The following is a 24,398-nucleotide window of genomic DNA, read 5'->3' on the forward strand; positions in this document are numbered from 1 at the left end:
CCGGATTTTCCCTTTTCAAAAGGGAATCAAAAAAATCTGGGGATAACAGCGATTGGAAGGTTGTTCTGCCACGCAGTGATCCTGTGTAAAGTTTCAATTTCAATGGGACACAGCGCAAGGGGAGTGAGTTAGTTCACTGACTTTGTGATAAAAATCACAGATGATGAAAGCGCCAAGTCGTATACTGAAAATGTAAGAAAAACATTCATCCCGCGGTTCCGGTTCCCAAGTAGAGAGAACATGTTCCGGTTTATGTGAAACAATTCACATTAATCGCGGCTCTGGGCACACAATGATACGAATGAAGCAATATGTTATGTGTCCAGAAATCCAAATTAGTGGAGGGATTACGATGTCGGTGATTGAAAAAGATGTCAAACAACAAACAGGCTGGAGAAACTTTACCAAAGGAACATGGACCAAATCCGTAGATGTGAATGATTTTCTGGCACACAACTTGTCTCCGTATTACGGCGATGAAGCGTTCCTCGCAGGTGCAACTCAGAATACCAAAGAATTGTGGGAGATCGTATCTGATCTGACCAAAAAAGAACGTGATAACGGCGGTGTACTTGACGTTGACGTGAACACACCAGGAACTATTGTTTCTCACCAACCAGGTTATCTGGATCAATCCAAAGAGCAGATTGTCGGCGTTCAGACCGATGCTCCGTTCAAACGCTCCATTCAACCAACAGGCGGAATTCGCATGATGATTGACGCATGTGAGGCATATGGCTTTGAGATGCCACAAGGCGTCATTGATATATTTACAAACATTCGCAAAACGCATAACCAAGGGGTTTTCGATGCTTATACTTCCGACATGCGTGCAGCACGTAAAGCAGGAATCATCACAGGTCTGCCAGATGCTTACGGCCGTGGACGGATCATCGGTGACTATCGTCGTGTAGCTCTGTACGGGGTAGACTTCCTGATTCGTAACAAAAAAGGTGAATTGAATGCACTCGAAGTTGATGTCATTGATGAAGATGTCATTCGTCTACGGGAAGAATTGTCTGAGCAGATTCGTGCATTGCAAGAATTGAAGCAATTGGGCGATATGCACGGGTTCGATATTTCCTTACCAGCGACTACAGCGAAAGAAGCGTTCCAATGGTTGTACTTCGGTTATCTCGCTGCGATCAAAGAACAGAATGGTGCTGCGATGTCCTTGGGACGTGTATCTTCCTTCCTGGACATCTACATTGAACGTGACCTGCAAGAAGGCATTCTATCTGAAGAACAGGCTCAGGAATTGGTTGATCATTTCGTCATGAAACTGCGTATTGTTAAATTCCTGCGTACACCGGATTACAACGAACTGTTCAGTGGAGATCCAACATGGGTAACCGAGTCCATCGGTGGTATGTCTGTGAATGGTGAAACACGTGTAACCAAAAACAGCTTCCGTTTCCTGCATACGCTGCACAACCTGGGACCTGCACCAGAACCGAACTTGACTGTTCTCTGGTCCACGAAACTTCCGGAAGCTTTCAAAGATTATTGCAGCAAAGTTTCCATCGAAACCAGTTCAATCCAGTATGAGAATGATGATCTGATGCGTCCGATCTACGGTGACGATTACGGTATTGCTTGCTGTGTATCGGCGATGAAGATCGGGAAACAAATGCAATTCTTCGGCGCTCGTGCCAACCTGGCGAAAGCTCTCTTGTATGCGATCAACGGTGGTCGTGATGAGAAATCCGGAGCACAAGTTGGACCTGAGTATCCTGCCATTACTAGCGACGTGCTGGATTACAATGAGGTTATGAAACGCTTCAAACCAATGATGGAGTGGCTCGCGAAGCTGTATATGAACACCCTCAACGTCATTCACTACATGCACGATAAATACAGTTATGAGCGTATCGAAATGGCATTGCATGACCGTGACATTGTACGTACGATGGCTTGCGGTATCGCTGGTCTGTCGGTTACAGCCGACTCACTGAGTGCGATCAAATATGCCAAAGTAAAACCAATCCGTAACGAACAAGGCATCGCTGTTGACTTCGAAATCGAAGGAGACTTCCCTTGTTACGGTAACAATGAAGACAGCGTAGACAGCATTGCTGTTGAACTGGTTGAGAACTTCATGGGTATGATTCGCAAGCACAAAGCTTACCGTAACGCAGTGCCAACGCAATCTGTGCTGACGATCACATCCAACGTGGTATATGGTAAGAAAACAGGGACTACACCGGATGGTCGTAAAGCAGGTGAACCATTTGCTCCAGGTGCGAACCCAATGCATGGTCGTGATAAAAAAGGTGCACTAGCATCCCTTGGCTCTGTAGCCAAATTGCCTTATGAACACAGTCTTGACGGTATTTCCAATACCTTCTCCATCGTGCCAAAAGCATTGGGTAAAGAGGAGACTACACGTAAATCCAATCTGACTGCCATGATGGATGGTTACTTCGGTCAAAATGCTCATCACCTGAACGTTAACGTATTTGATCGTCAACAATTGATTGATGCGATGGATCACCCGGAAAACTATCCGCAACTGACTGTACGGGTATCCGGATATGCGGTTAACTTTATTAAATTGACTCGTGAACAACAGTTGGATGTCATCAACCGTACGTTCCATGGCTCGATGTAAGTAATTTGCAAGTAGAAGACCGCTAGAGCAAGGCATTCCAAATCATATTAAACGCACAGCGGATGCGGATACAGAAAGGAAGAGGCAGCATGGTTAAAGGACATATTCATTCACTCGAAACTTTCGGGACGGTTGACGGCCCAGGCATCCGCTTCGTGCTTTTTATGCAAGGATGTCTACTCAAGTGTCAATATTGCCACAACCCTGATACATGGGCACTGGATGGCGGAAAAGAAATGACGCTTGAGGAGGTACTGGCTGAAATTGAGCCTTACCTGTCTTACTACCGCAGCTCCGGAGGCGGACTCACGATATCTGGGGGAGAACCAACGTTACAGGCTCACTTTGTAGCCGAAATCTTTAAGGAAGTGAAGCGTCGTTGGGGATTGCATACGACACTGGACAGTAACGGGTTTAACGAGCCGGATCGGATTCACGATCTGTTGGATCACACAGACCTGGTTCTGCTGGACCTCAAGCATATTGATGACGAGAAACATATCAAGCTGACGGGCAAATCCAACGAGAGAACGTTGAAAACGGCCAAGTGGCTATCGGAGCAAGGACGGAAAATGTGGATACGCCACGTGTATGTGCCTGGTATTCATAACGAGGAAGAGGATCTGCTTAACCTCGGACGGTTTATTGGAACATTAAATGGCGTCGAGAAGTTCGAAATTCTTCCATACCATCAGATGGGGATCTACAAATGGGAAGCGCTCGGTAAATTATATCCACTGGATGGTGTTCCTTCGCCAAGTGAAGAAGAAGTGGAGCGGGCGTATCGCCTGATCGAACAAGGTCGCCAGGAAACGGCTGGCATGGCTTGTTCCGGTAAGTGATCTGACCTTTATATAGCAACCTAAAAAATACCAACCAAGCAGTCTTTGCGAACTTGTTTCGCAAGGACTGCTTTTATATTTGAAGCATTTTTTTCGTGTAGAGGATGCTTTTTACGAATGACACATATAAACATTGATAGATAACTATTATCATAGTATTTTCCTTCTATTAAAAATTTACAATTCTCCTCTTAACTTTTTAGCAACTTTTCCCGGTCCCAAGCGTCTAATATTATGACTTTTTGAGGGGGATATTTATAAAATGGGAGCAGAAGGAGCCAAAGACAAAGAATGAATTTGAAGAAGAAATTGTCCATACTTACCGCTTTTGCTGTTTTTCAGGCGTTTGCAGTGATTCCTGCGAATGCACAATCAGCTGATCAGAGCGATACTACACCAGTGAATACAGCCAAAGTTAAATCCGTGGAGGTTGTGAAGAAAGAACAAACCATCGCGGAATCCGAAGTGAAATCCGGAACAGACACTCCAACATCAAATAATGAAACAACTGAAGAAGTGAATCCCGAAACCAATGTTCCTACAGGAACAGACGTTACTCCAGTTGATCCGGTAACGGAACAGACGGACGAAGAAGGTACAGCTGAGGAAACACCAATACCTGCACCAGTAGAAGTGGAGCAACCGTCTACAGGGAATTCATCTGTCGCTGGAGGCGGGGTTGGAGACCTCACGCTATATATGAACAGCAACAAAATGATGCAAGATGGCAAAACATATCTTGCCGGACAGCCAATGGCTGTTAAAAACGGTGTATCCTATGTAGCCATCCGTGCTCTGGTAGATCGGGTCGGTTATGATGTTAAATACGATAACACAACCAAAGAAACGATCATTATTAGTGGTGAAGATGAGATGCGTTTCAAAACAAACAGCAAGATCTATACCGTTAATGGTGTGTCCAGAACGATGAAGGGCCCTGCTTATCAACAAAAGAATACGTTCATGGTGCCACTGACGTCGATTACGCAGGCCCTGAACATCACATATAATGTAAACCAGCCTGCGAAAACGGTTGTATTGAAGCTGAGTACCAAACCGGTAGCCAGCTTCACCGTACAAAAAGAGGTTTTTGCTGGAGACCAAGTAAACTATACAACCAGATCCAGTTCACCCAAGGGACTCAGCATTGTTGATGAGCGTTGGACTGGCCGTCAGGATTCATTTGACCAACCAGGTACATATACGGTAACCTATGCGGTCCAGGATTCGAGTGGTCAATGGAGTGATCCATACTCGGTTACGATTAAGGTTGAAAGACCGAATCTGCCACCAGTTGCGATGTTCACGACAGATAAGGAAGAATACAAAATGGGTGAGAAAATCACCTATATTGATCAAAGCACAGATGATGAAAATGCGATTGTAAAAACAGATTGGGAAAACAATGCCCTTGCATTCTTTGTTCCAGGACCAAAGACCGTAACGATTACAGTTACGGACAAACATGGTGCTAGCGATAGCTACACCAAGACCATTAATGTTACGGGCGAAACGCTATACAGTTTGTCCGACTTCAATCGATTGTTCACACCCGTCGGTGAGAAGTTCACCTTCGACGGTAGCGGAGTTCCCGCTATGGAGAAAGTACCGTTCACTTATTATGATGAACCAAGTCTGCTGATTCGCAGTAACAGCCCGGAAACTGTGAATACGGAAGGCATTGTGTACAAGGAATCTTCCTTCGGACAGACGCGCTTCATGATTCACCATGTGAACAACACGGGCAAAAACGTGAAAATGTATGTTGTAGCGACAAACAACAACGCCTACACGGCATACATTGACCAGCAAAATATGGGCTTTGCAGGACCATCTCCTTTTGCAACGGTAGCTGGGAAGTTGTCCATTGACCGTTGGTTCCAATCCATGCAGAATGGTACCGGACAAAAGAGAGTGTACATCCAGCCAGGAGAAAGCAAGCTGATTCTCAATGATCTGAGCGTTCTCCCGATGAAACAAGGACAAGTCATCTCCTTGTATTCGGATGTATTCAGTGACTACGAATTGGATTACAACATTATCATGATCGAAGAAAACAAGGACCCGATGGAAGTGTTGTCGAGCCTGCCGGTTCTGGATCGTGATGGGGTTCACAACCGTGGAACCTATCCAAATGCAACACGGATTATTACGTACGATCAAGAAGTAGGGTCGAAGCCTGCACGTCTTCCACTTGGAGACAATGCAAGTGATCCGAACCTTGTAGGAACGGACCCTATGGCTTACACGGAAGCGTCCAACGCAGGTAACTTCGGTGTATTGTACAAAATTACATTGAATAACGTTGCTCCGCGCACGTTGATTTCTTTCAACCCTCGTGGGGGTAGATACTCAGGTGTGGCACTCGTGAACGGACAGGTCGTTCAGATTTCCACAGGTAAATCTGTAACTGCACCTAATGAGCAAAGCGTGATGTATCGCACAGGTTCGTACGGCGAGAGTGTAACGATTCTCTTCTCGGCGGCACCAGGCAGTAACCTGCCTGTCAACCTGCTATTCACGCCGCTACCAGCTGAAAAGTAATATCATGAACATGCACGGACGGTTTGGAGTGAAAGCTTATATCATATATACCCGTTCACCCCAAAAGTCGCCCGAACGATTAATGATCTGAACCGTCAAGAAAGGACTCCGTGTCCATGCAATGTCATTAGCTTATGGCTAAACGTAATGGCATTGCATGTGTGGAGTCCTTTTTAAATGTTGTTGGAATGGGAGAACCCGGTAGCTTCGTTGACTCTAATCGTAATTTGATGCATTATTAGAGGTATACAAGAAAGCAAAAGTTTCGTTTTTGCGGAATAAACTGTCGCTCTATGAATGATGCAAAATGCTCGTATGACAGGAGGTGCTTTAGATCATGCTGTCGACAGAACAGATTATTTCGACCATGTCCTCACAGGGGCTCCGCATTACCGATCAGCGGAAAACATTGGCCCGGTTATTTGCCGAGTCGCCCGGGTATCTTACACCCAAGGACGTCTATGAATATATGGGTAAGACATATAGCGGACTGAGTTTTGACACGGTATATCGGAATTTGCGTGTGATGCAGGAACTGGGTGTACTGGAACAGGTCATCTTTGAAGATGGCGTTAAATTCAGAGCACACTGTAGTGAAGATCATCATCACCATCATATGATCTGTCTGAAGTGTCAAAAGACATATCCTATTGTTTTTTGCCCGATGCAGCTTGCGGATGCGCCTGAGCAATTTCAGGTTGTGGATCACAAGTTCGAGGTATTTGGATATTGCAAGGATTGTGCTGAGCATGCGCCGGCCAAAGCGGCGTCTGGACATCAACATGCTCATGGGAAGCACTGACCATGAAGTTATCGCGTAGAATAGCTCAGGCACCCATTCGGGTGTACCGCAACTATATCTCTCCATTGACGCCGCCAACATGTCGATTCTATCCAAGCTGTTCGGCTTACGCGATGGAGGCGATAGAAGTGCACGGAGCGCTCAAAGGCTCGTTGCTAACAGCGAAACGCATTGCCAAATGTCACCCGTTTCATCCAGGCGGTGTAGATCTGGTACCACCTAAGGCGGAGAAGTCCATGATGGTATCAGAGTAACGATATTAGCCGAAAGCATTCGGGTGGCTTGGAAGCAGGCCAGGATTGAACTTGAGTATGCTATCCACTTGACAAAGGGGCCCGCATTTCAGTATATTTTTCCTATATGTGCAAGTTCAAAAAGACTAGTTTTCAGTACCGAGAAGATGGGATGAAGTTAGAAATGGAGTAGCGGAGCGTAGGAAACCTACGTGAGAAACGGACATTTCGGCTGAATTTCAACTTCGATGCTGATGATGCCGGTAGGCATGATTCGTAATCAAAAGTAGACTTTTTGAACAACTTATATATGATTTCCAGTGAAGGGATAAGTACAGACACACCCCCAGTGCAGAGAGCCGGATGAGCTGAGAACCGGTCTGGGAGGAGGATGGAACATGGTCCTGGAGGAACCTCTTTCGAGCGTGCAGACAGTGATTTCAGAGCTGCTGTCGTAAGGCTGAGGCGTGATCCAGCGTTAATGGGCGGTCGAAGGACCGACAGAGCCTGTGTTTTGCGAAAAACATGGGGAATTTGGGTGGTAACACGTGAGAGCAACTCTCGTCCCATAGGGGCGGGAGTTTTTTGTGTTCTTTTTTGGTTGTTTTTGACTAAGGGATCACATGATGAAGCAGGAACATTTGAAGGAGGAGAAGTCATTCATGGCTGACCAAAAAACATTTTATCTGACAACCCCGATTTATTATCCGAGTGACAAATTGCATATTGGGCATGCGTATACAACAGTGGCAGGAGATGCAATGGTTCGTTACAAACGTCTACGCGGGTATGATGCTCACTATCTGACAGGAACCGATGAACATGGCCAGAAGATTGAGCGCAAGGCACAAGAGAAAGGACAGTCACCGCAAGCCTTTATCGACGATATCGTTGTGGGGATTAAGGAACTGTGGAAAAAGTTAGACATTTCCAATGATGACTTCATCCGTACAACAGAAGAGCGCCATAAAACCGTCGTTCAGGATATCTTTGACCGTTTGCTGAAACAGGGAGATATCTACAAAGGTGAGTATGAAGGCTGGTACAGCATTCCGGATGAGACGTATTACACAGAGACCCAATTGGTGGATGTGGAGAAGAATGAGAAGGGCGAGATTATCTCGGCCAAGAGTCCGGATAGCGGACACCCCGTGGAACTGGTCAAAGAAGAATCCTACTTCTTCCGCATGAGTAAATATGCAGATCGTTTGTTGAAATATTATGAAGAGAACCCGGGCTTTATTCAGCCGGAATCCCGTAAGAACGAGATGATCAACAACTTCATCAAGCCAGGTCTTGAGGACTTGGCTGTATCGCGGACTACATTTGAATGGGGCGTCAAAGTTAAAGGCGATCCAAAACACGTGGTCTACGTGTGGATTGATGCGTTGTCCAACTATATTACAGCTCTGGGCTACGGTTCATCCGATGCATCCCTGTACAACAAGTTCTGGCCTGCGGATGTTCATCTGGTAGGGAAAGAAATTGTTCGTTTCCATACGATTTACTGGCCAATTATGTTGATGGCGCTGGATCTGCCTTTGCCGAAGAAAGTCTTCGCACATGGCTGGTTGTTGATGAAGGATGGCAAGATGTCCAAATCAAAAGGTAATGTCGTTGATCCGGTTACCCTGATTGACCGTTACGGTCTGGATGCGTTGCGTTATTACCTGCTGCGTGAAGTGCCATTTGGTTCTGATGGTACATTTACACCGGAGAGCTTCGTAGATCGTGTCAACTCTGACCTCGCGAACGATCTGGGTAACCTGTTGAACCGTACCGTTGCGATGGTAGACAAATATTTTGAAGGCAAAGCCCCGGCGTTTGCTTCGAATGTAACAGACTTTGATGCTTCACTGGGGGAAGCGGGTCATGCCACGGTAGAAAAAGTGGAACAGGCGATGGAAAACCTGCAGTTTTCCGTAGCACTGACGGCGATCAGCCAGTTTGTCAGCCGTACTAACAAATATATTGATGAGACGCAGCCGTGGGCGTTGGCTCGTGATGAAGCAAAACGTGATGAATTGGCATCCGTTATGGCTCACCTGATCGAAAGCTTGCGGATTTCTTCCATCTTGTTGCAACCGTTCCTGACACGTGCTCCTCATAAAATCTGGGCACAGCTCGGCATTCAGGAAGGCGAACTCACGGCTTGGGATTCAGCCAAGCAATGGGGTCTGGTTCCCGCTGGAAATGCCTTGCAAAAAGGTGATCCAATCTTCCCGCGTTTGGATTCCGAACAGGAAATTGCTTATATCTCCGAAGCAATGACTGGCGGCCAAAAAGCGGCACAGCCTGAAGCAAGTCAAGCAGATGCTGGAGCTTTGGCAGCTGTTGAACCGGTAACTGCACCTGAGGGTACGGAAGAGATCGGTATTGACGATTTTACCAAGGTTGAACTGCGTGTCGCTCAAGTTATTGCCTGCGAACCGGTCAAAAAAGCAGATAAGTTGCTGAAATTGCAGCTGGATCTGGGTTATGAGCAGCGCCAGGTCGTATCGGGAATCGCGAAGTTCTATTCACCAGAAGAGATGGTTGGACGCAAAGTCATTTGTGTGACCAACCTCAAACCGGTGAAACTCCGTGGTGAACTGTCTCAGGGTATGATACTTGCAGCGTCCCATGGCGATCAGCTTACACTGGCTACTGTACCAGACAGCATGCCTAATGGCGCACAAGTGAAATAAGAATATATAAATACTGTCATAATTATGACACAAGGTGGTCCGATCTAATTCGGGCCCCTTTTTTTGTTGGAAGAATTCGCATCTGAAGGGAAGAGAACAAGCATATACTGTTATGAACTCCGTACTTCAGGAAAGAATGAATAGGACGAGATAGCTTGACAAGTAGGTTCAGGTTACCTATAATTCTTTCAGTAATGTTTACGATTAAGAGATGCGGAGTGAATGATAATGATATTTTATAAAGAGCAACATCAAGTTCAGGCTAACCTGATAGGCAAGACGAGCAAAAGAGGCAACATGAAATTGTTGTGGACGGGTCTGCTTATTCTCAGTTTGCTGGTATTGTCTGCGTGTGGGCAGGATAGTTCCAATAGTGCCAAGATGGTGGAAGGCAAAGTAAATGTTGTGACGACATTTTATCCTGTATATGCTTTTACGACTGCAATCGGTGGTGAAGATGCCAATGTCATTAACCTTCTGCCAACGGGAGTAGAGCCACATGACTGGACTCCGAAGAGTCAGGATATTGTTAATACGTCCAAGGCACAGCTGTTTTTCTATAATGGAGCTGGACTGGAAGGATGGGTACCGAATTTCCTGAAGTCGCTGAACAGTGATACACAGGTGAAGTCGGTTGCCGTCAGCGAAGGCGTTAAGCTGTTAACCGCTGAGGGTGATGATGGGCATGGTCACGGTGAAGAGCATGAAGACGAGCATGCAGATGAACACACAGATGAGGCTAGCAGTGAAGATGTCGCTGATCATCATATTGATCCACATACGTGGGTTAGTCCGAAATCGGCCATGATCATGGCTGAAAACATCAAAAATAGTCTGGTCGAGGCAGATCCTGATCACAAAGCAGGTTATGAACAACGTTATGAAGAGCTTCGTACGAAGCTTGAGACGCTGGATCAGCGTTTTACAGATGAATTGGCTACAGTGCCGAACAAGGAAATTGTTGTCTCGCACCAAGCGTTTGGCTACCTTGCACGTGATTATGGATTAAGCCAGCATGCTATTATGGGGCTCTCTCCGGATGCTGAACCGACAGGACAGGATATTGTCAAGCTTGCCAAACTCGTTAAAGATGAAGGCATCAAATACATTTTCTTCGAAGAGCTGGTATCTGACAAATTGGCAAAAACATTGGCAAGCGAAGCAGGCGTGGAAACCATGGTCCTTAATCCGGTTGAGGGATTAACCAAAGAGCAGGCAACAAACGAAGATGATTATTTCACCCTGATGGAGAAAAATTTGCAAAATCTGCTGATCGCATTAAAATAAGATAGAATGAAGGATTCAGACCTAAGAGTCTTTACCGTTCGCGGTGAAGGCTCTTAGGACGCTATGGGATTCTTATATATAATGAAGGGCGGCTTTGCCATGCAGCAAATCATGCCATTGTGTCATGATCCAATTATAGAGATCGAGAAACTATCATTTTCCTATGGGGACCAGCGGGTGATTGAGAATCTCGATTTTATGGCCCAGGAACGGGACTTTGTCGGGATTATCGGTTCCAACGGGGCAGGTAAAACGACACTTCTGCGCATGTTGGTAGGATTATTGCCTCCTGCGCAGGGAGATATTAAACTATTCGGACAGTCGATCCGCAGGTTCAAAGACTGGGACCGCATTGGGTATGTGCCTCAAAAGAATGCATTTAACCCGTTGTTCCCTGCGACCGTTCGTGAAGTGGTCATGTCCGGCTTGTACAATAACAAAAACATGTTCCGTCGTATGTCTCGCAAATGTCAGCAGCAGTGCACGGATGCCCTGCAAGTCATGCGGATCGAGGATCTGGCGAACAAACGTATTGGTCAGTTGTCGGGCGGGCAGCAGCAGCGTGTATTTTTGGCGCGAGCGCTTATTAATCACCCGGATCTGTTGATTCTGGATGAACCAACCGTAGGTATTGATGCTGAATCACAGGCCAGTTTTTTTGAACTGATTACGCATATGCATGAACATCACCGCATGACTTTTCTGATGGTGTCTCATGATATGGATCGGATGGAGAGTTATCTTGGTTCTGAGGCTGCGGTAACGAATGGCAAAATTAATTTCCATGTACGTCATTCGCATGAAGTGCAGGATTGTGCTGAAACCAACCTGCAACATACCACTGCACAGGTACGCTAGCCGTGTTTATGGCCCATTAGATTAGAGTAAGGCCGAAGGAGTCGTGTTTGTTTTGGAAATATTAATGAGTGATTTTTTTCAGCGTGCCCTAGCGGGTGGATTGTTAATTGGCATCACCGCTCCGCTGATCGGACTGTTCCTGGTGTTACGGCGGTTATCCATGATCGGAGACACCTTGTCTCATGTGACCATCGCCGGCGTTGCACTCGGATTCCTGATTGAAGTGTATCCCATTGCGGTAGGTTTGATATTTGCCGTGCTTGCATCATTTGCGATTGAGAAGCTTCGCAAAGCGTACAAGAGTTACGCCGAATTATCGATTGCTATTATCATGTCCGGGGGTGTGGCGCTCGCTTCCTTGTTCTTCACGCTGGGCAAAGGTTATAATGCAGATGTCATGAGTTACTTGTTCGGTAGTATATATACATTAGACGCTACAGATCTGAAGCTGGTAGGTGTGGTAACGCTAATCGTGGTGATCGTAGTAGCATTGTTACATAAGGAATTTTTCCTGCTCAGCTTTGAGGAAGATGCGGCAGCGGTTACAGGGTTGCCTGTGAGAATTCTGAACATGTTAATCACGGTGATGACAGCACTTGTCATTAGCACGGCGATCAAGATTGTCGGTGCGCTTCTGGTGTCAGCGCTATTGACCATTCCGGTAGCGGTCAGCCTGTTGATGGCCCGAAGTTTCAAATCCGCCATTATTCTGTCCGTGGTTATCGGCGAAATTGCCGTAGTCCTTGGACTGGTCGTAGCAGGCATCTGGAACCTCGCACCTGGAGCAACAATCGTATTATTGCTGATCATGATGCTGATTCTGACGATGATTGGAAAAAAAGGGTTCCGAGCCTGACGACTGAACGAGCAAGCGCGTGAGCCCGGGGAAGGGAGACATCCGCTTCATGCCTGATGTTAATGTATGGATGGCTTTTGTAGCAGGCTTGGTCTCATTTATATCACCATGTTGTCTTCCGCTGTATCCATCATACCTTTCCTATATCACAGGTATGACGGTGCAACAATTGAAGGATGACCGCAATCAGCGAGAAGTCCGCTTTAAGACGATGACGCACACGCTGGCGTTTATTTTAGGCTTCTCGGCTGTATTTTATTCGCTTGGCCTGGGTGCAGGATTGTTTGGCCAGTTTTTCAATGATAACCGTGAGCTGATCCGGCAATTGTCTGCGATTCTGATTATGCTTATGGGATTGATTTTGCTTGGTGTATTCAAACCGCAGTTTCTGATGAAAGAACGCAAGCTGGATATGAAATGGAAGCCGGCAGGATACCTGGGTTCATTTATATTTGGTATCGGTTTCTCGGCAGGCTGGTCGCCCTGTATTGGTCCCATTCTCGCAACAATCATTGCTATGGCTGCAAGTGAGCCCACAACTTGGCTGGCGCTGATTACAGGCTATACCGCAGGGTTCGCCATACCGTTCTTCATTTTGGCGTTTTTCATCGGTTCGACACGCTGGATTTTACGGTATTCCAATGTCATGATGAAAATCGGGGGAGCATTAATGCTGTTCCTTGGTATATTGCTTTTTACAGATCAGATGACGAAGATTACCATATGGTTGCAGCAGATTACACCAGACTGGATGATTATTTAAACGCATGATCTGAATTTGAATTATAAAATTGCATGACAAAGCAGGCTACATGTTAACCAGAGTGACTCTGGGTCATGTAACCTGCTTTTTAATTGTTTGTTAGGAATCCATTTATGAGCATATGCTTATGGGCGATTCTGTTTTTCGTTTAGGTGAAGTAATCAATTTTGGCTAGTGGAAAATGTTCAAAGATGCGTTCCGTAATGAATTCGCGCAGCGCATCTTGCTGGTCATCTTTATACACATATTTATACTGACCCCAGCGTCCCCATTTCATCTTGCGTTTCTCAATATCCATCTCCAGCTTGGTCTTGGGATAACGTTTCTCAATAGTCGCTTTGGCCGTTTTGGTAAAACGGTGTTGGATCATCTCAAACGTGAGATCCTTGGTTGCTTCTTCTGGAAGCGTATCTGCCAGCTTCTGCAAAAGCTCCGAGTATCCTTCCTCCCAGCCTTCATACCACATAATCGGAGCGATAATGAATCCCAGAGGATAACCGGCATGTGCAATTTTGCCAGCAGCTTCAATACGTTCCTCAAATCTGGAAGTAGCGGGTTCAAAGTTTTTGATGACATAATCGGAATTGACGCTAAAACGGATGCGAGTGTGGCCATTATGCTTAATGTTCAACAATGGATCAACGTGATGATATTTGGTTACGAAGCGCAAACGTCCATATTCTTCCTCCGCCATAAAACGGATCAAGTCACTTAAATTTTCTGTGATATGCTCGAGTCCTACGGGATCAGATGTACAGGCGGCTTCAAATCGTGTGATTTCAGGCGCGCGTTCTTCGATGTATCCTTTCGCAGCCTGAATGATCTCATCCGTATTGACGTACACACGGACATAAGGTTTGGCGCCAAGTGTAGTTTGAAGATAACAATAATGACAGTGCCCCATACAGCCTGTAGAGATGGGAATGGCATATTCCGCTGAAGGTTTCGACTGGTCGAACTTGAGTGTTTTGCGCACACCAACAACCAGAGTACGCTTCGCCATCCGGTACTTTTCTTGTTCGGTTTCACCTGGCAGGTTCGTGATCCGGTTATGGGATGTGGTCATCTGATAAGGTATGTTTTTGGATGTGACCCATTCCATAATACGTTTACCTTTATCATATTCCAGCGCACCGGGTTCAAAGTACACCAAATCGGGAATAAAGGGTTTAGTACCTTTTGCTTTACGAACTGGTGGTGAGGCTACACTTGTACTCACGAAATCACTCCTTTCGATGCGAAACTTTGCTTAGTTTGCCTCGTTTGGGGAGAAGTCACGCCTGCCAATTACTTGCGTAACAGTACGCTCCGAATTGTGCAGGACTTGCCAATGCGTATTGATAACATGTATCATTATAAGATAGGGACCAGGCACGAATAGGGGCCGGTCAGAGAGAAGAGAGGGAAGCAGATGCCAACGCCCAGTATGGAAGATTATTTGGAGCGTATATACAAATTAATTGATGAAAAGGGCTATGCTCGTGTGTCTGATATAGCTGAAGGACTGGAAGTACATCCTTCATCGGTGACGAAGATGATCCAAAAGCTGGACAAAGACGAGTACCTGATTTATGAGAAGTACCGCGGATTGGTGCTTACGCCAAAAGGCAAAAAGATGGGCAAACGTTTGATGGAACGCCATCATCTGCTTGAACAGTTTTTGACGACGATTGGTGTTCAGGAAGAAAATATCTACAATGATGTTGAAGGCATTGAACATCACCTGAGTTGGGACTCGATTACATGTATTGAGTCCTTGGTTGAATACTTCCGTCAGGATGAGAGTCGGTTGCGTGACCTCAAAAATCTTCAGGACGTCATGAGTAATACGGAGTCTTAAGTTTCAGTAGTGGTTTAAACATGGTGATATACAATGAATCGTATCCTGTGATCAAAGGATGCTTCTTGCCGTTTCAATGGCAGGAAGCATTTTTTTGTGTGCAATCACACCATAATTTGGTGATTATCGCAACTAAACAAACGTTAGGAGCGTCTATTAAACTAGTAGAATTTACCGCAAATTTATAATGATTTTGGAGGACTGCACTAATGAAGTTTCGTAAAGGATTGATGTTACTGCTTATTTTTGTACTTGGATTACAGACAGCAGGTATGACGGCACAAGCAGCCGGGCAGAAGGAAATCGCTATTTTTCTAGATGGCAACCGTTTGGAATCGGATGTATCTCCATACATCTTGCCCAAAGTAAATGTAACGATGGTACCTCTGCGTGTAATTAGCGAAGGACTTGGTGCATCTGTTCTGTGGTCTCAGGCTACACGTACCGTGACCATTCAGAAATCCGATTCGGTCATCTCAATGACGAGCGGACGCCAGCAGGCAACCGTGGATAACAATGTAGTTGGTTTGGATGCATCAGTAGAATTAAAGCAAGGTCGGGTCATGGTACCCATTCGATTCGTCAGTGAGAACCTTGGTATTCGAGTGAACTGGAATCAGGCAGCCCAGACCATTGATCTGTACACAGGAGATGAATCAGTACCAACCCCTGAGCCAACTCCCGCAACCCCAGCAGAGCCTGGAGGCACGGGTACTGTACCAGCTTCTGAAGAGATGCGGGGAGCCTGGATCTCCACTGTGAATGGAGACTGGCCTTCATCCGGTGCCAAGGGAAATGTAGAGAAGCAAAAGCAGGAATACACGAAACAGCTAGATACACTGCAAGGTATGGGCATTAACGCCGTATTTGTCCAAGTGAGAGCCAACGGGGATGCCATCTATCCTTCAGGTCTGGTACCTTGGAACAGTGTGCTTACAGGAACACAGGGTAAAGACCCAGGTTATGATCCCCTCGCGTTCATGGTCGAGGAAGCACACAAACGGGGCCTGGAATTCCACGCTTGGTTTAATCCGTTTAGAGCAACGAACTCAGCGAGTACAACGAATTTGGCTGCAAACCACATCTCCAAGCTTCATCCTGACTGGATTGTGAATGCATCCGGCAAAATGTACATTAACCCGGGTATCCCCGAAGCCAGACAGCATATTATCGATACGATCATGGAAGTGGTCAATCAGTATGATATTGATGGTGTACATCTGGATGATTATTTCTATCCATCCAATGTGACTTTTAATGATGATGCAGCCTTCAAAACCTATAACACATTAAATACCAAAGATCGTGCTGAATGGCGTCGGGACAATATTAATCAATTCGTCAAGCAGCTCGGACAGAGCATTCACAGAGTGAAAGCTAACGTTGAATATGGAATTAGTCCATTTGGTGTATGGCGTAACAAATCCGTTGATCTGACCGGCTCTGATACCAAAGCAGGAGTAACCGCGTATGACAGCATGAATGCAGATGTGCGGACATGGATTAACCAGGAGTGGATCGACTATGTCGCTCCTCAGGTATATTGGAGTATGACACTGAGCGTAGCCCGCTACGACAAAGTCGTGGACTGGTGGGCGAATGAAGTGGCTAACACAAATGTGAAATTGTATATCGGCCACTCTCCTTATAAGTTAGGTACGCCGGAAATTGGCTGGCAGACATCACAGGAGATCATCGATCAGCTGAACTACAACAAGAAGTATGCTTCAGTTAAAGGGGATATTTACTTTAGTTCACAGTACCTGACGAAGAATCCTCTCGGCTTGATTGCCAAATTGAAAGCTTACTATGGTCTTTAAAAGATTTTAACAATACAGTTATAAGACAAACCCTTGTTCTCATAGAGTGGCAGTAGAAACGTGGCTGCCTGGAGAACGGGGGTTTTGTTGTGTTAATTAACGCGGTGTTTGAAGGTGGAGGCGTCAAAGGAATCTCGCTTGCGGGTGCTGTACAGGGTGCTCAAGACTGTGGCATTCAGTTTAATCGAGTAGCAGGCACTTCATCCGGTTCCATTGTAGCTGCTCTGCTAGCGGCCGGTTACCGGGCCGAAGAGATGAAAGTCATTATTGAGAATACGCCGTTTGCTTCATTGCTGCGTCGTTCCCCCATATTTAGTATCCGATGGATCGGACCCGCAGCAAGGCTGTTCTTGAAGAAAGGACTGTATTCGGGAGAAGCGCTTGAATCTTGGATTCGCAAGATGCTGGAGCAGAAAGGGATTCGCACATTTGCAGACTTGCCACAAGGCAAGCTGCTCATTACTGCCTCTGATATATCCAATGGGACCATTTTGGTCCTGCCAGATGATATTCGGCGCTTCGGCATTGATCCTGCCAAGCTGGATGTTGCGAAAGCGGTACGTATGAGTTGCAGTATTCCGTATTTTTTCGACCCGGTGGTGATACGCAAATCGCCAGTATTCTCCAAAGGTTTACCTTTTCAAGATCAGTTCGTATATGTCGTAGATGGTGGGTTGCTTAGCAATTTTCCGCTGTGGCTCTTCGATGGGGATCGTACGGAACGAGGGGGAGACGTTATTCCGGTTGTCGGATTCAAAATGGTAGGTAAGACGGAAGTGGAACCTGCCCGGATTAAAGGACCGCTAAGCATGCTTCAGGCTCTTGTGGAGACGATGCTGACCGCTCATGATGAGCGCTATATCGAACAAATTAACCGGTTTCGTACAGTGAAGATACCAACTCTTGGGATTAAACCGACGCAGTTTCATTTATCGGTACAGGACAGCACAGCTTTATATCGATCAGGAGCTACCGCAGGAACTGAATTTTTCAATGGATGGAATACGAAAATGTATGATGATCAGCTGGACAAACAAAGAAAAGAACTGCGCAAGAAACAGGGGGAAGCCCCACCTCTGATCCCTGTATAAACGTGAAAAAAGCAATTCTCCGCGTATTGAGAGAATTGCTTTTTTGTATGTTCAATAACTTTTAGTGAAATTTAGGTACATCTTCATCGCTTTTACCTTTTTGTCCCTGAATCACTTGGAAAGGATAATCCTTGCGTTTCTTAGAAGAGCCGCTGCTCTTTCTGGCACTGGACTGTGCATTGACTTTCGCCAGGGTACGTGCCGATGGCTTAATCTTCGGTGATTTGGCTTTGCGTGCCCAGCGACGAGGCGGATACTTATACAGCAGGAATACAGCTCCGAACACGACCAGTGGAATAATGATCCTGGATGGGCTAGCGCTCCCCAACCAAGTCAAGACTCCAACAGCAGCTAGTGCGATGAACGTCCAAAATAAGATTGCCTGCTTGTTCATATCATTCACCCTTTCACAGGATCGAGTGTTGCAACAGGTACTTCTGATGTAGCAGAGACATTGGCGAGCTTGGCATCCAACTCACGCATACGGTTAAACGAAGCAATGGATACTTCTACCTGTTCATTAGTCGGTTCTTTTGTTGTAAGCAATTGCAGCCACAATCCCGGGTATCCGAGATAACGCAGTACAGGAATATCACGTACCGAATTTGTGAGCTTTAACAGTTCAAAAGAAATGCCCAGTACAACAGGCAACAACAGCAAACGCTGACCCATCCGTTCCCAGAGGTTATCGTACGTGAAGAGGGAATAGAGAAACACCCCAATAATGACAGTTAACATAATAAAGCTGCTTCCACAACGGTAGTGCAGTCGGCTGTACTTTTGCACGTTCTCCGGTGTTAATTCTTCACCAGCTTCATGTGCGCTGATTACCTTGTGTTCCGCTCCATGATACTGGAAGAGACGTTTGATCATCGGCGTCTGTGAGATTAACCACAGATAGGCGAGTAACAGGATCAGCTTAATGCCGCCTTCCAGTAAATTATGCAAAAACTGATTGTCGAATGCATTTTTGAATAGAAAATTCTCGATAACAACAGGAAGCAATGTCAGAACAACTTTACCAAAAAGGAATGAAAGGATGGCTACTGCTGTCACACCAATAATCATGCTAAGGCTCCAGCCCGAACCTTCTTTCTCTTTTTGCTTGGCTTTTTCTTCCGGTTCCAGTTCATCATCAGCATAGGCGTCAGCAGAATAATTGAGATGTCTGCTACCTTTGACACTTGAATCTATAATGCTGACAATTCCGCGTAATAAAGGAATCCGCCGCAATTTTGTGACCCAGGACTTGTCTTGCTTGGGAACTTCCAGATACGTAATTTCGCCGTCTTTTCTACGAACAGCTGTAACGTTGACATGTTTCCCACCAAACATTACGCCTTCAATGACAGCTTGCCCCCCATAGCTGACAGGCTTGGATTGTTGAGGCAAATTATTCACCTTCCTATTCTGTTCTAAGCCTTCGCGATCAAAGGCAGTTTAATAACCCTATTGTATCGAATTTTAAGAGCAATTTCTAGTTTGTGAGTCAAACCTTGAAGGATGTTGTTAAGATTGTCCTGTTTTGAACATACTACCTCGTAGAATCAGACCGAAAATTCGAGGCATAATGCGGGATTATCAACTGAATGAAGGAGAATATCGATGACAGAACGCAAGCATGAAGATACATCACAAGATGAAGGTCAACGTCCGAAAGAACGGCAGCAAAAAGACAAAGGCAGGCGCCCTACTCAGAGGCAAGGTCAAGCACACTACTACACCAAGCCATTTTCCTTTGCGTTAGAGCTTGGCTTCTTTGCCGGTTTTATCTGGGGTGGGCTACATTGGCTATTCTATCTGCTACATTTTACGATTGTGCCGGTGGGATTTCTTGCGGAGCCTTTTTTCAAACATGAATATATATATACGGCAGCAGGACATTTGACAGGCTGGCTGTTTTTTATCGTTTTTTCCATCTTGGCATCCTTGCTTTACACGTTCACGATTAGAAAACTGAAAGGTCCGTTACCCGGCATGGTGTATGGAATCGTCTGGTGGCTGATTCTCTTTATACTGGTAGGACCAAAACTGGGGATGATGAAGCCTTTGAACGGTTTAACGTGGGATTCGATCATCACAGAACTCTGTTTCTTTTTGTTATGGGGGCTGTTCATTGGTTACACGGTAGCCATGGAGTACACGGACGAACGCAAACGCGAGCCGGAGCAAGCGGGGGCATAGCGCAAAAAAGCTTCTCAATCCGGCAATGCCTGTGTTAAAATAGCAGATGGTTATTTGCAGAGAGGGTGGAGCAGCGATGAAACGAATTATTGTGATCAATGGTCCGAACCTGAACATGCTTGGTGTACGTGAACCGGGCATCTATGGAACGCTTAGTCTGAAGGATATTGAGGACAAAATTCGCAGACAGGCTGATGAACTTGGCGTCTCCATCGCTTTTTATCAATCGAACCATGAAGGGGACATCATTGACCGCATTCATGCAGCGATGGGTGAGGCAGACGGAATCATACTGAATGCCGGAGCATTTACCCATTATAGCTATGCTATACGTGATGCAATCAATGCTGTTAAAGTCCCTACAGTGGAAGTACATCTATCCAACATTCATGCACGCGAAGCGTTCAGACATCATTCAGTGATTGCAGCGGAAACAATCGGGCAGATTGCCGGATTTGGCGAAGTAAGCTATGAACTGGGATTGCTGGCTCTTGTGCGTCATCTGGACAAACAAACCTGAGCCGGGAACCCGGGAATGTGAGAGAAAGAAGGGTTACCGATGGAAAACAAACGAGTAAATAAGTTGCGTGAAGCCATGCGTGAGCGTGAACTCGCAGCAATGCTGATTACAAACCCGATTAACCGTCGTTATATGACGGGCTTTACAGGCTCGGCGGGATATGTGCTGATTACGGAACAGGATGCATTCTTGCTGACTGATTTCCGTTACATGTCACAAGCGCCTCAGCAAGCCAAAGGATTTACCGTTGTGGAGCATGGAGCTAAGCCGATGGATACGGTGCGCGAATTGCTGACATCCGCGAATATCAAAGAAGTGGGCTTCGAGCAGGATAGTGTCACATTCGGCACACATTCCGCTTATGCTGAAGCACTTCAGTCTATTGAACTGAAAGCTGTATCCGGAATCGTGGAACAACTTCGCATGTTCAAGGATGAAGACGAGATCGCAGTCATGCAGAGAGCAGCAGATTTGGCGGATGCCACGTTCAGCCACGTTTTGCAGTTTGCAAAACCAGGTATGACGGAGCGTGAAGTGGATCTGGAGATGGAGTTCTTCATGCGCAAACATGGAGCAACGTCCTCTTCGTTCGACACGATTGTAGCATCGGGTGAACGTTCTGCTATGCCTCACGGTGTAGCGAGCAGCAAGGTCATCGGGCAAAATGAGTTAATTACATTTGACTTCGGTGCACTTTTGGACGGATACTGTTCAGATCTGACACGTACCATTGCAACAGGCACACCTGTACCTGAACTGCGCAAAATTTATGACATTGTACTGGAAGCTCAGTTACATACGCTGGAGAACCTGAAACCGGGTATGACCGGACGGGAAGCAGATGCACTGGCTCGTGATATCATTGCAGGTCACGGATATGGAGATCAGTTCGGACATAGCACAGGCCACGGTCTGGGTATGGAAGTTCACGAAGCTCCTCGTTTGTCCAAGCTTAGCGACGATGTATTGAAACCGGGGATGGTTGTTACCGTTGAACCGGGTATATATATTGATGGGCTTGGCGGCGTGCGTATCGAGGATGACGTAGTGATTACCGAGACGGGTATTCATATTCTCACGAAGTCGGACAAGAAGTTCACCGTAATCGGCTAAATTACAGCCACAGGGATATAAGATGATTTTTAAATGTGTTATTTAAAATGAAAATAAGAAATTTCACCATAACGGAGAGTGCAGAACCAATCTGAAGAAGCGAAGCGTTCGCCTTTATCACCGGATTTTCCCATTGATAATGGGATCAAAAAAATCTGGGGATAACAGCGATCGGAGGATGGTACTGCACTCGAAGTGAACGAGGTGGCCATTCTTGGGCTCATTTTACATATAACATTAACCCATCGTCTTATATCACCTACTTTTCAACCATATCAGGAGGGATTTTTTGTGATTTCAGTAAACGATTTTAAAACAGGCTTGACCGTGCAAGTAGATAACGATATCTATACCGTGCTTGATTTCCAACACGTTAAACCAGGTAAAGGCGCTGCCTTTGTACGTTCCAAATTGAAAAACCTGCGTAACGGTAACACCGTTGAAAAAACATTCCGTGCAGGCGAAACGATTGGTCGTGCCATCATCGAAAACCGTGGCGTATCCTACCTGTATGCAAGCGGTACAGAGCACACGTTCATGGATAACGAAACATATGATCAGTTCACATTGACTAGTGATCAACTGGAATGGGAATTGAATTTCCTGAAAGAAAACATGGTCGTTAAGATCGTTAGCTACCAAGGTGAAATCCTCGGAATCGACTTGCCAACAAGCGTTGAGTTGAAAGTTATCGAGACTGAGCCAAGCGTTAAAGGTAACACTGCACAAGGCGCTACCAAAAACGCAAAAGTGGAAACAGGCTTGAATGTACAGGTTCCTTTGTTCATTAACGAAGGTGACGTTCTCCTGATTGATACACGTGAAGGTAAATACTCTTCCCGTGCGTAACTTTCACAACCTGTAAGCTAAAAAAGGTTATTAACAACCCTTTGCCATTCCTTTGGCAGAGGGTTTTTTCGAAAAAAGATTAGCCTATCAGTCGCTTTCGTAATATACTGGGTTAAAGTCATTTCTCGTAGAGAATAATGACGATGGACATCAATTATGCATACTGCACAAGGTAGGGAGTGGATTTGCGTTGTCATTGTACGTCATGAAATTTGGGGGCAGCTCGGTCGGAGATACTGAACGCATGAAGCGTGTAGCCGGACGTGTTGTAGAAAAAGCTGATGAAGGACATCGATGTGTAGTCGTGGTTTCGGCCATGGGGGATACAACAGATGATTTGATTGATCAGGCAAAACAACTGAATAGTGAACTGCCTGCTCGTGAGATGGATATGCTCTTAACGACAGGAGAACAGATTTCGATCTCCTTGTTATCGATGGCTATTCAAGCGCTTGGACGTAAGGCAGTATCGTTTACGGGCTGGCAAGCGGGATTCCGCACAGAGCCGGTTCACGGAAAAGCACGTATTCATGATATTCATCCAGACCGTGTGAATGCAGCGCTTGCTGAAGGCAACATTGTTATTGTTGCAGGCTTCCAGGGCATGACGGAAGACGGCGAGATCACAACACTGGGTCGTGGTGGTTCGGATACAACAGCTGTCGCGCTGGCCGCAGCCATTAAGGCGGATGCGTGCGAGATCTATACGGATGTAGATGGAATCTATTCTACAGATCCGCGCATTGTTAAGGTTGCGCGTAAGCTGAAGGAAATATCGTATGACGAAATGCTGGAACTCGCTAATTTGGGAGCAGCGGTGCTGCATCCGCGTGCAGTAGAGTACGCGAAGCATTCCGGTGTACCTTTAATTGTAAGATCCAGCTTTAACCATAATGAAGGAACGGTTGTGAAGGAGGAAGCAGCAATGGAACAAGGCGTAGTGGTTAGTGGTATTGCCTATGACAAAAACGTGGCTCGCATCAGTATTTTGGGTGTGCCGGATGTACCAGGAGTTCTGGCTGAAGTATTTGGTGCGCTTGCATCCAATCAGCTGGATGTGGACATTATCGTTCAGAGCGGAGTGATGGATGGCAAAGCGGACTTCTCGTTCTCTGTTGCTCTGTCTGATCGTGAGGACGCATTGCGTGTCATTGAAGGCCTTCACAGCCGCTTGCCTTACCGTGAAGTCACATCTGAAGAGAACCTCGTTAAAATCTCCATTGTTGGCGCAGGCATGGTTAGTCACCCAGGTGTAGCTGCCAAGATGTTCAAAGTCATTTCTGCTGAGGGCGTGAGCATAAAGATGGTGAGTACTTCCGAGATCAAAGTATCTTGTGTCATTGACGGAGATAAGCTGCATGACGTCATTAAGGCATTGCATACAGCATATGATCTTGACACTGCTGAGCAAGCCGTTATTGGCGGACCTCAAGATCGCAGATAAGTATTTTCTGTGTATTTAAATTAGCAAAGGTGTACTGTTGCCAACGGGCAGCAG

21 protein-coding genes are annotated in these 24,398 nt (G+C 46.0%); 18 read left to right on the forward strand and 3 right to left on the reverse strand.

Annotated elements, in window-relative coordinates; genetic code table 11:
• The first annotated feature begins 352 nt into the window (after nucleotides 1-352).
• From pflB to HF638_RS21435, 10 genes are all read left to right on the forward strand, one after another.
• Nucleotides 353-2,611, forward strand: a complete 2,259-nt coding sequence (pflB, locus tag HF638_RS21390; protein WP_169481986.1) for a formate C-acetyltransferase — start codon at nucleotides 353-355, stop codon at nucleotides 2,609-2,611.
• Between the two features lie 89 nt (nucleotides 2,612-2,700).
• Complete coding sequence (gene pflA, locus HF638_RS21395; RefSeq protein WP_169481987.1) at nucleotides 2,701-3,453, forward strand: pyruvate formate-lyase-activating protein; 753 nt, start codon at nucleotides 2,701-2,703, stop codon at nucleotides 3,451-3,453.
• A gap of 291 nt (nucleotides 3,454-3,744) precedes the next feature.
• Nucleotides 3,745-5,997, forward strand: a complete 2,253-nt coding sequence (locus HF638_RS21400; RefSeq protein WP_169481988.1) for a stalk domain-containing protein — start codon at nucleotides 3,745-3,747, stop codon at nucleotides 5,995-5,997.
• A 337-nt stretch (nucleotides 5,998-6,334) separates the two neighbouring features.
• Entirely contained in the window at nucleotides 6,335-6,799 is a 465-nt protein-coding gene (locus tag HF638_RS21405) for a Fur family transcriptional regulator (RefSeq protein ID WP_145322670.1), read from the forward strand.
• A gap of 2 nt (nucleotides 6,800-6,801) precedes the next feature.
• Nucleotides 6,802-7,053: a membrane protein insertion efficiency factor YidD gene (gene yidD, locus HF638_RS21410; protein ID WP_017687565.1), complete on the forward strand. Its 252-nt coding sequence runs from the start codon at nucleotides 6,802-6,804 to the stop codon at nucleotides 7,051-7,053.
• 605 nt (nucleotides 7,054-7,658) lie between these two features.
• Nucleotides 7,659-9,719 carry a methionine--tRNA ligase gene (gene metG, locus HF638_RS21415; RefSeq protein ID WP_169482088.1) on the forward strand — a complete coding sequence of 687 codons (2,061 nt, stop codon included), beginning with the start codon at nucleotides 7,659-7,661 and terminating at the stop codon, nucleotides 9,717-9,719.
• Between the two features lie 228 nt (nucleotides 9,720-9,947).
• Nucleotides 9,948-11,006, forward strand: coding sequence for a metal ABC transporter solute-binding protein, Zn/Mn family (locus HF638_RS21420; protein ID WP_248278227.1), 1,059 nt, complete (start codon nucleotides 9,948-9,950; stop codon nucleotides 11,004-11,006).
• 99 nt (nucleotides 11,007-11,105) lie between these two features.
• Complete coding sequence (locus tag HF638_RS21425) at nucleotides 11,106-11,864, forward strand: metal ABC transporter ATP-binding protein (RefSeq protein WP_169481989.1); 759 nt, start codon at nucleotides 11,106-11,108, stop codon at nucleotides 11,862-11,864.
• A gap of 52 nt (nucleotides 11,865-11,916) precedes the next feature.
• Nucleotides 11,917-12,720 carry a metal ABC transporter permease gene (locus tag HF638_RS21430; protein ID WP_017687569.1) on the forward strand — a complete coding sequence of 268 codons (804 nt, stop codon included), beginning with the start codon at nucleotides 11,917-11,919 and terminating at the stop codon, nucleotides 12,718-12,720.
• Between the two features lie 49 nt (nucleotides 12,721-12,769).
• Nucleotides 12,770-13,483, forward strand: a complete 714-nt coding sequence (locus HF638_RS21435; protein WP_169481990.1) for a cytochrome c biogenesis CcdA family protein — start codon at nucleotides 12,770-12,772, stop codon at nucleotides 13,481-13,483.
• Between the two features lie 148 nt (nucleotides 13,484-13,631).
• Here HF638_RS21435 and splB read toward each other — a convergent pair whose 3' ends face one another.
• Nucleotides 13,632-14,702 (reverse strand): spore photoproduct lyase, encoded by a 1,071-nt coding sequence (gene splB / locus HF638_RS21440; RefSeq protein WP_169481991.1) that lies wholly within the window; start codon nucleotides 14,700-14,702, stop codon nucleotides 13,632-13,634.
• 192 nt (nucleotides 14,703-14,894) lie between these two features.
• On the opposite strand from splB, the gene mntR reads away from it, so the two are divergent.
• The 3 genes from mntR (at nucleotide 14,895) to HF638_RS21455 (ending at nucleotide 18,234) form a co-directional block, all read left to right on the forward strand.
• Nucleotides 14,895-15,323, forward strand: coding sequence for a transcriptional regulator MntR (mntR, locus tag HF638_RS21445; protein ID WP_062835284.1), 429 nt, complete (start codon nucleotides 14,895-14,897; stop codon nucleotides 15,321-15,323).
• 209 nt (nucleotides 15,324-15,532) lie between these two features.
• Entirely contained in the window at nucleotides 15,533-17,143 is a 1,611-nt protein-coding gene (locus HF638_RS21450; protein ID WP_169481992.1) for a family 10 glycosylhydrolase, read from the forward strand.
• An 89-nt stretch (nucleotides 17,144-17,232) separates the two neighbouring features.
• Entirely contained in the window at nucleotides 17,233-18,234 is a 1,002-nt protein-coding gene (locus HF638_RS21455) for a patatin-like phospholipase family protein (protein ID WP_169481993.1), read from the forward strand.
• A 61-nt stretch (nucleotides 18,235-18,295) separates the two neighbouring features.
• Here the strand turns inward: HF638_RS21455 and HF638_RS21460 are convergent, their stop codons facing one another.
• Both HF638_RS21460 and HF638_RS21465 read right to left on the reverse strand, forming a co-directional pair.
• Nucleotides 18,296-18,628, reverse strand: a complete 333-nt coding sequence (locus HF638_RS21460; RefSeq protein ID WP_169481994.1) for a hypothetical protein — start codon at nucleotides 18,626-18,628, stop codon at nucleotides 18,296-18,298.
• Nucleotides 18,629-18,633: 5 nt separating this feature from the next.
• On the reverse strand, nucleotides 18,634-19,626 hold the full coding sequence (locus tag HF638_RS21465) for a DUF1385 domain-containing protein (RefSeq protein ID WP_062835280.1): 993 nt from the start codon (nucleotides 19,624-19,626) through the stop codon (nucleotides 18,634-18,636).
• A gap of 213 nt (nucleotides 19,627-19,839) precedes the next feature.
• Between HF638_RS21465 and HF638_RS21470 the strand changes: the two genes are divergently transcribed.
• From HF638_RS21470 to HF638_RS21490, 5 genes are all read left to right on the forward strand, one after another.
• Complete coding sequence (locus HF638_RS21470; protein ID WP_169481995.1) at nucleotides 19,840-20,418, forward strand: YqhR family membrane protein; 579 nt, start codon at nucleotides 19,840-19,842, stop codon at nucleotides 20,416-20,418.
• Between the two features lie 76 nt (nucleotides 20,419-20,494).
• Complete coding sequence (aroQ, locus tag HF638_RS21475; RefSeq protein ID WP_062835278.1) at nucleotides 20,495-20,938, forward strand: type II 3-dehydroquinate dehydratase; 444 nt, start codon at nucleotides 20,495-20,497, stop codon at nucleotides 20,936-20,938.
• A gap of 39 nt (nucleotides 20,939-20,977) precedes the next feature.
• Nucleotides 20,978-22,051, forward strand: a complete 1,074-nt coding sequence (locus tag HF638_RS21480) for a M24 family metallopeptidase (RefSeq protein WP_169481996.1) — start codon at nucleotides 20,978-20,980, stop codon at nucleotides 22,049-22,051.
• A gap of 291 nt (nucleotides 22,052-22,342) precedes the next feature.
• Complete coding sequence (gene efp, locus HF638_RS21485; protein ID WP_017687580.1) at nucleotides 22,343-22,900, forward strand: elongation factor P; 558 nt, start codon at nucleotides 22,343-22,345, stop codon at nucleotides 22,898-22,900.
• A 190-nt stretch (nucleotides 22,901-23,090) separates the two neighbouring features.
• Nucleotides 23,091-24,344, forward strand: coding sequence for an aspartate kinase (locus HF638_RS21490; RefSeq protein WP_169481997.1), 1,254 nt, complete (start codon nucleotides 23,091-23,093; stop codon nucleotides 24,342-24,344).
• Nucleotides 24,345-24,398 lie beyond the last annotated feature (54 nt).

This window comes from Paenibacillus sp. SZ31 (genome assembly GCF_012912005.1).
Classification (GTDB): Bacteria; Bacillota; Bacilli; order Paenibacillales; family Paenibacillaceae; genus Paenibacillus.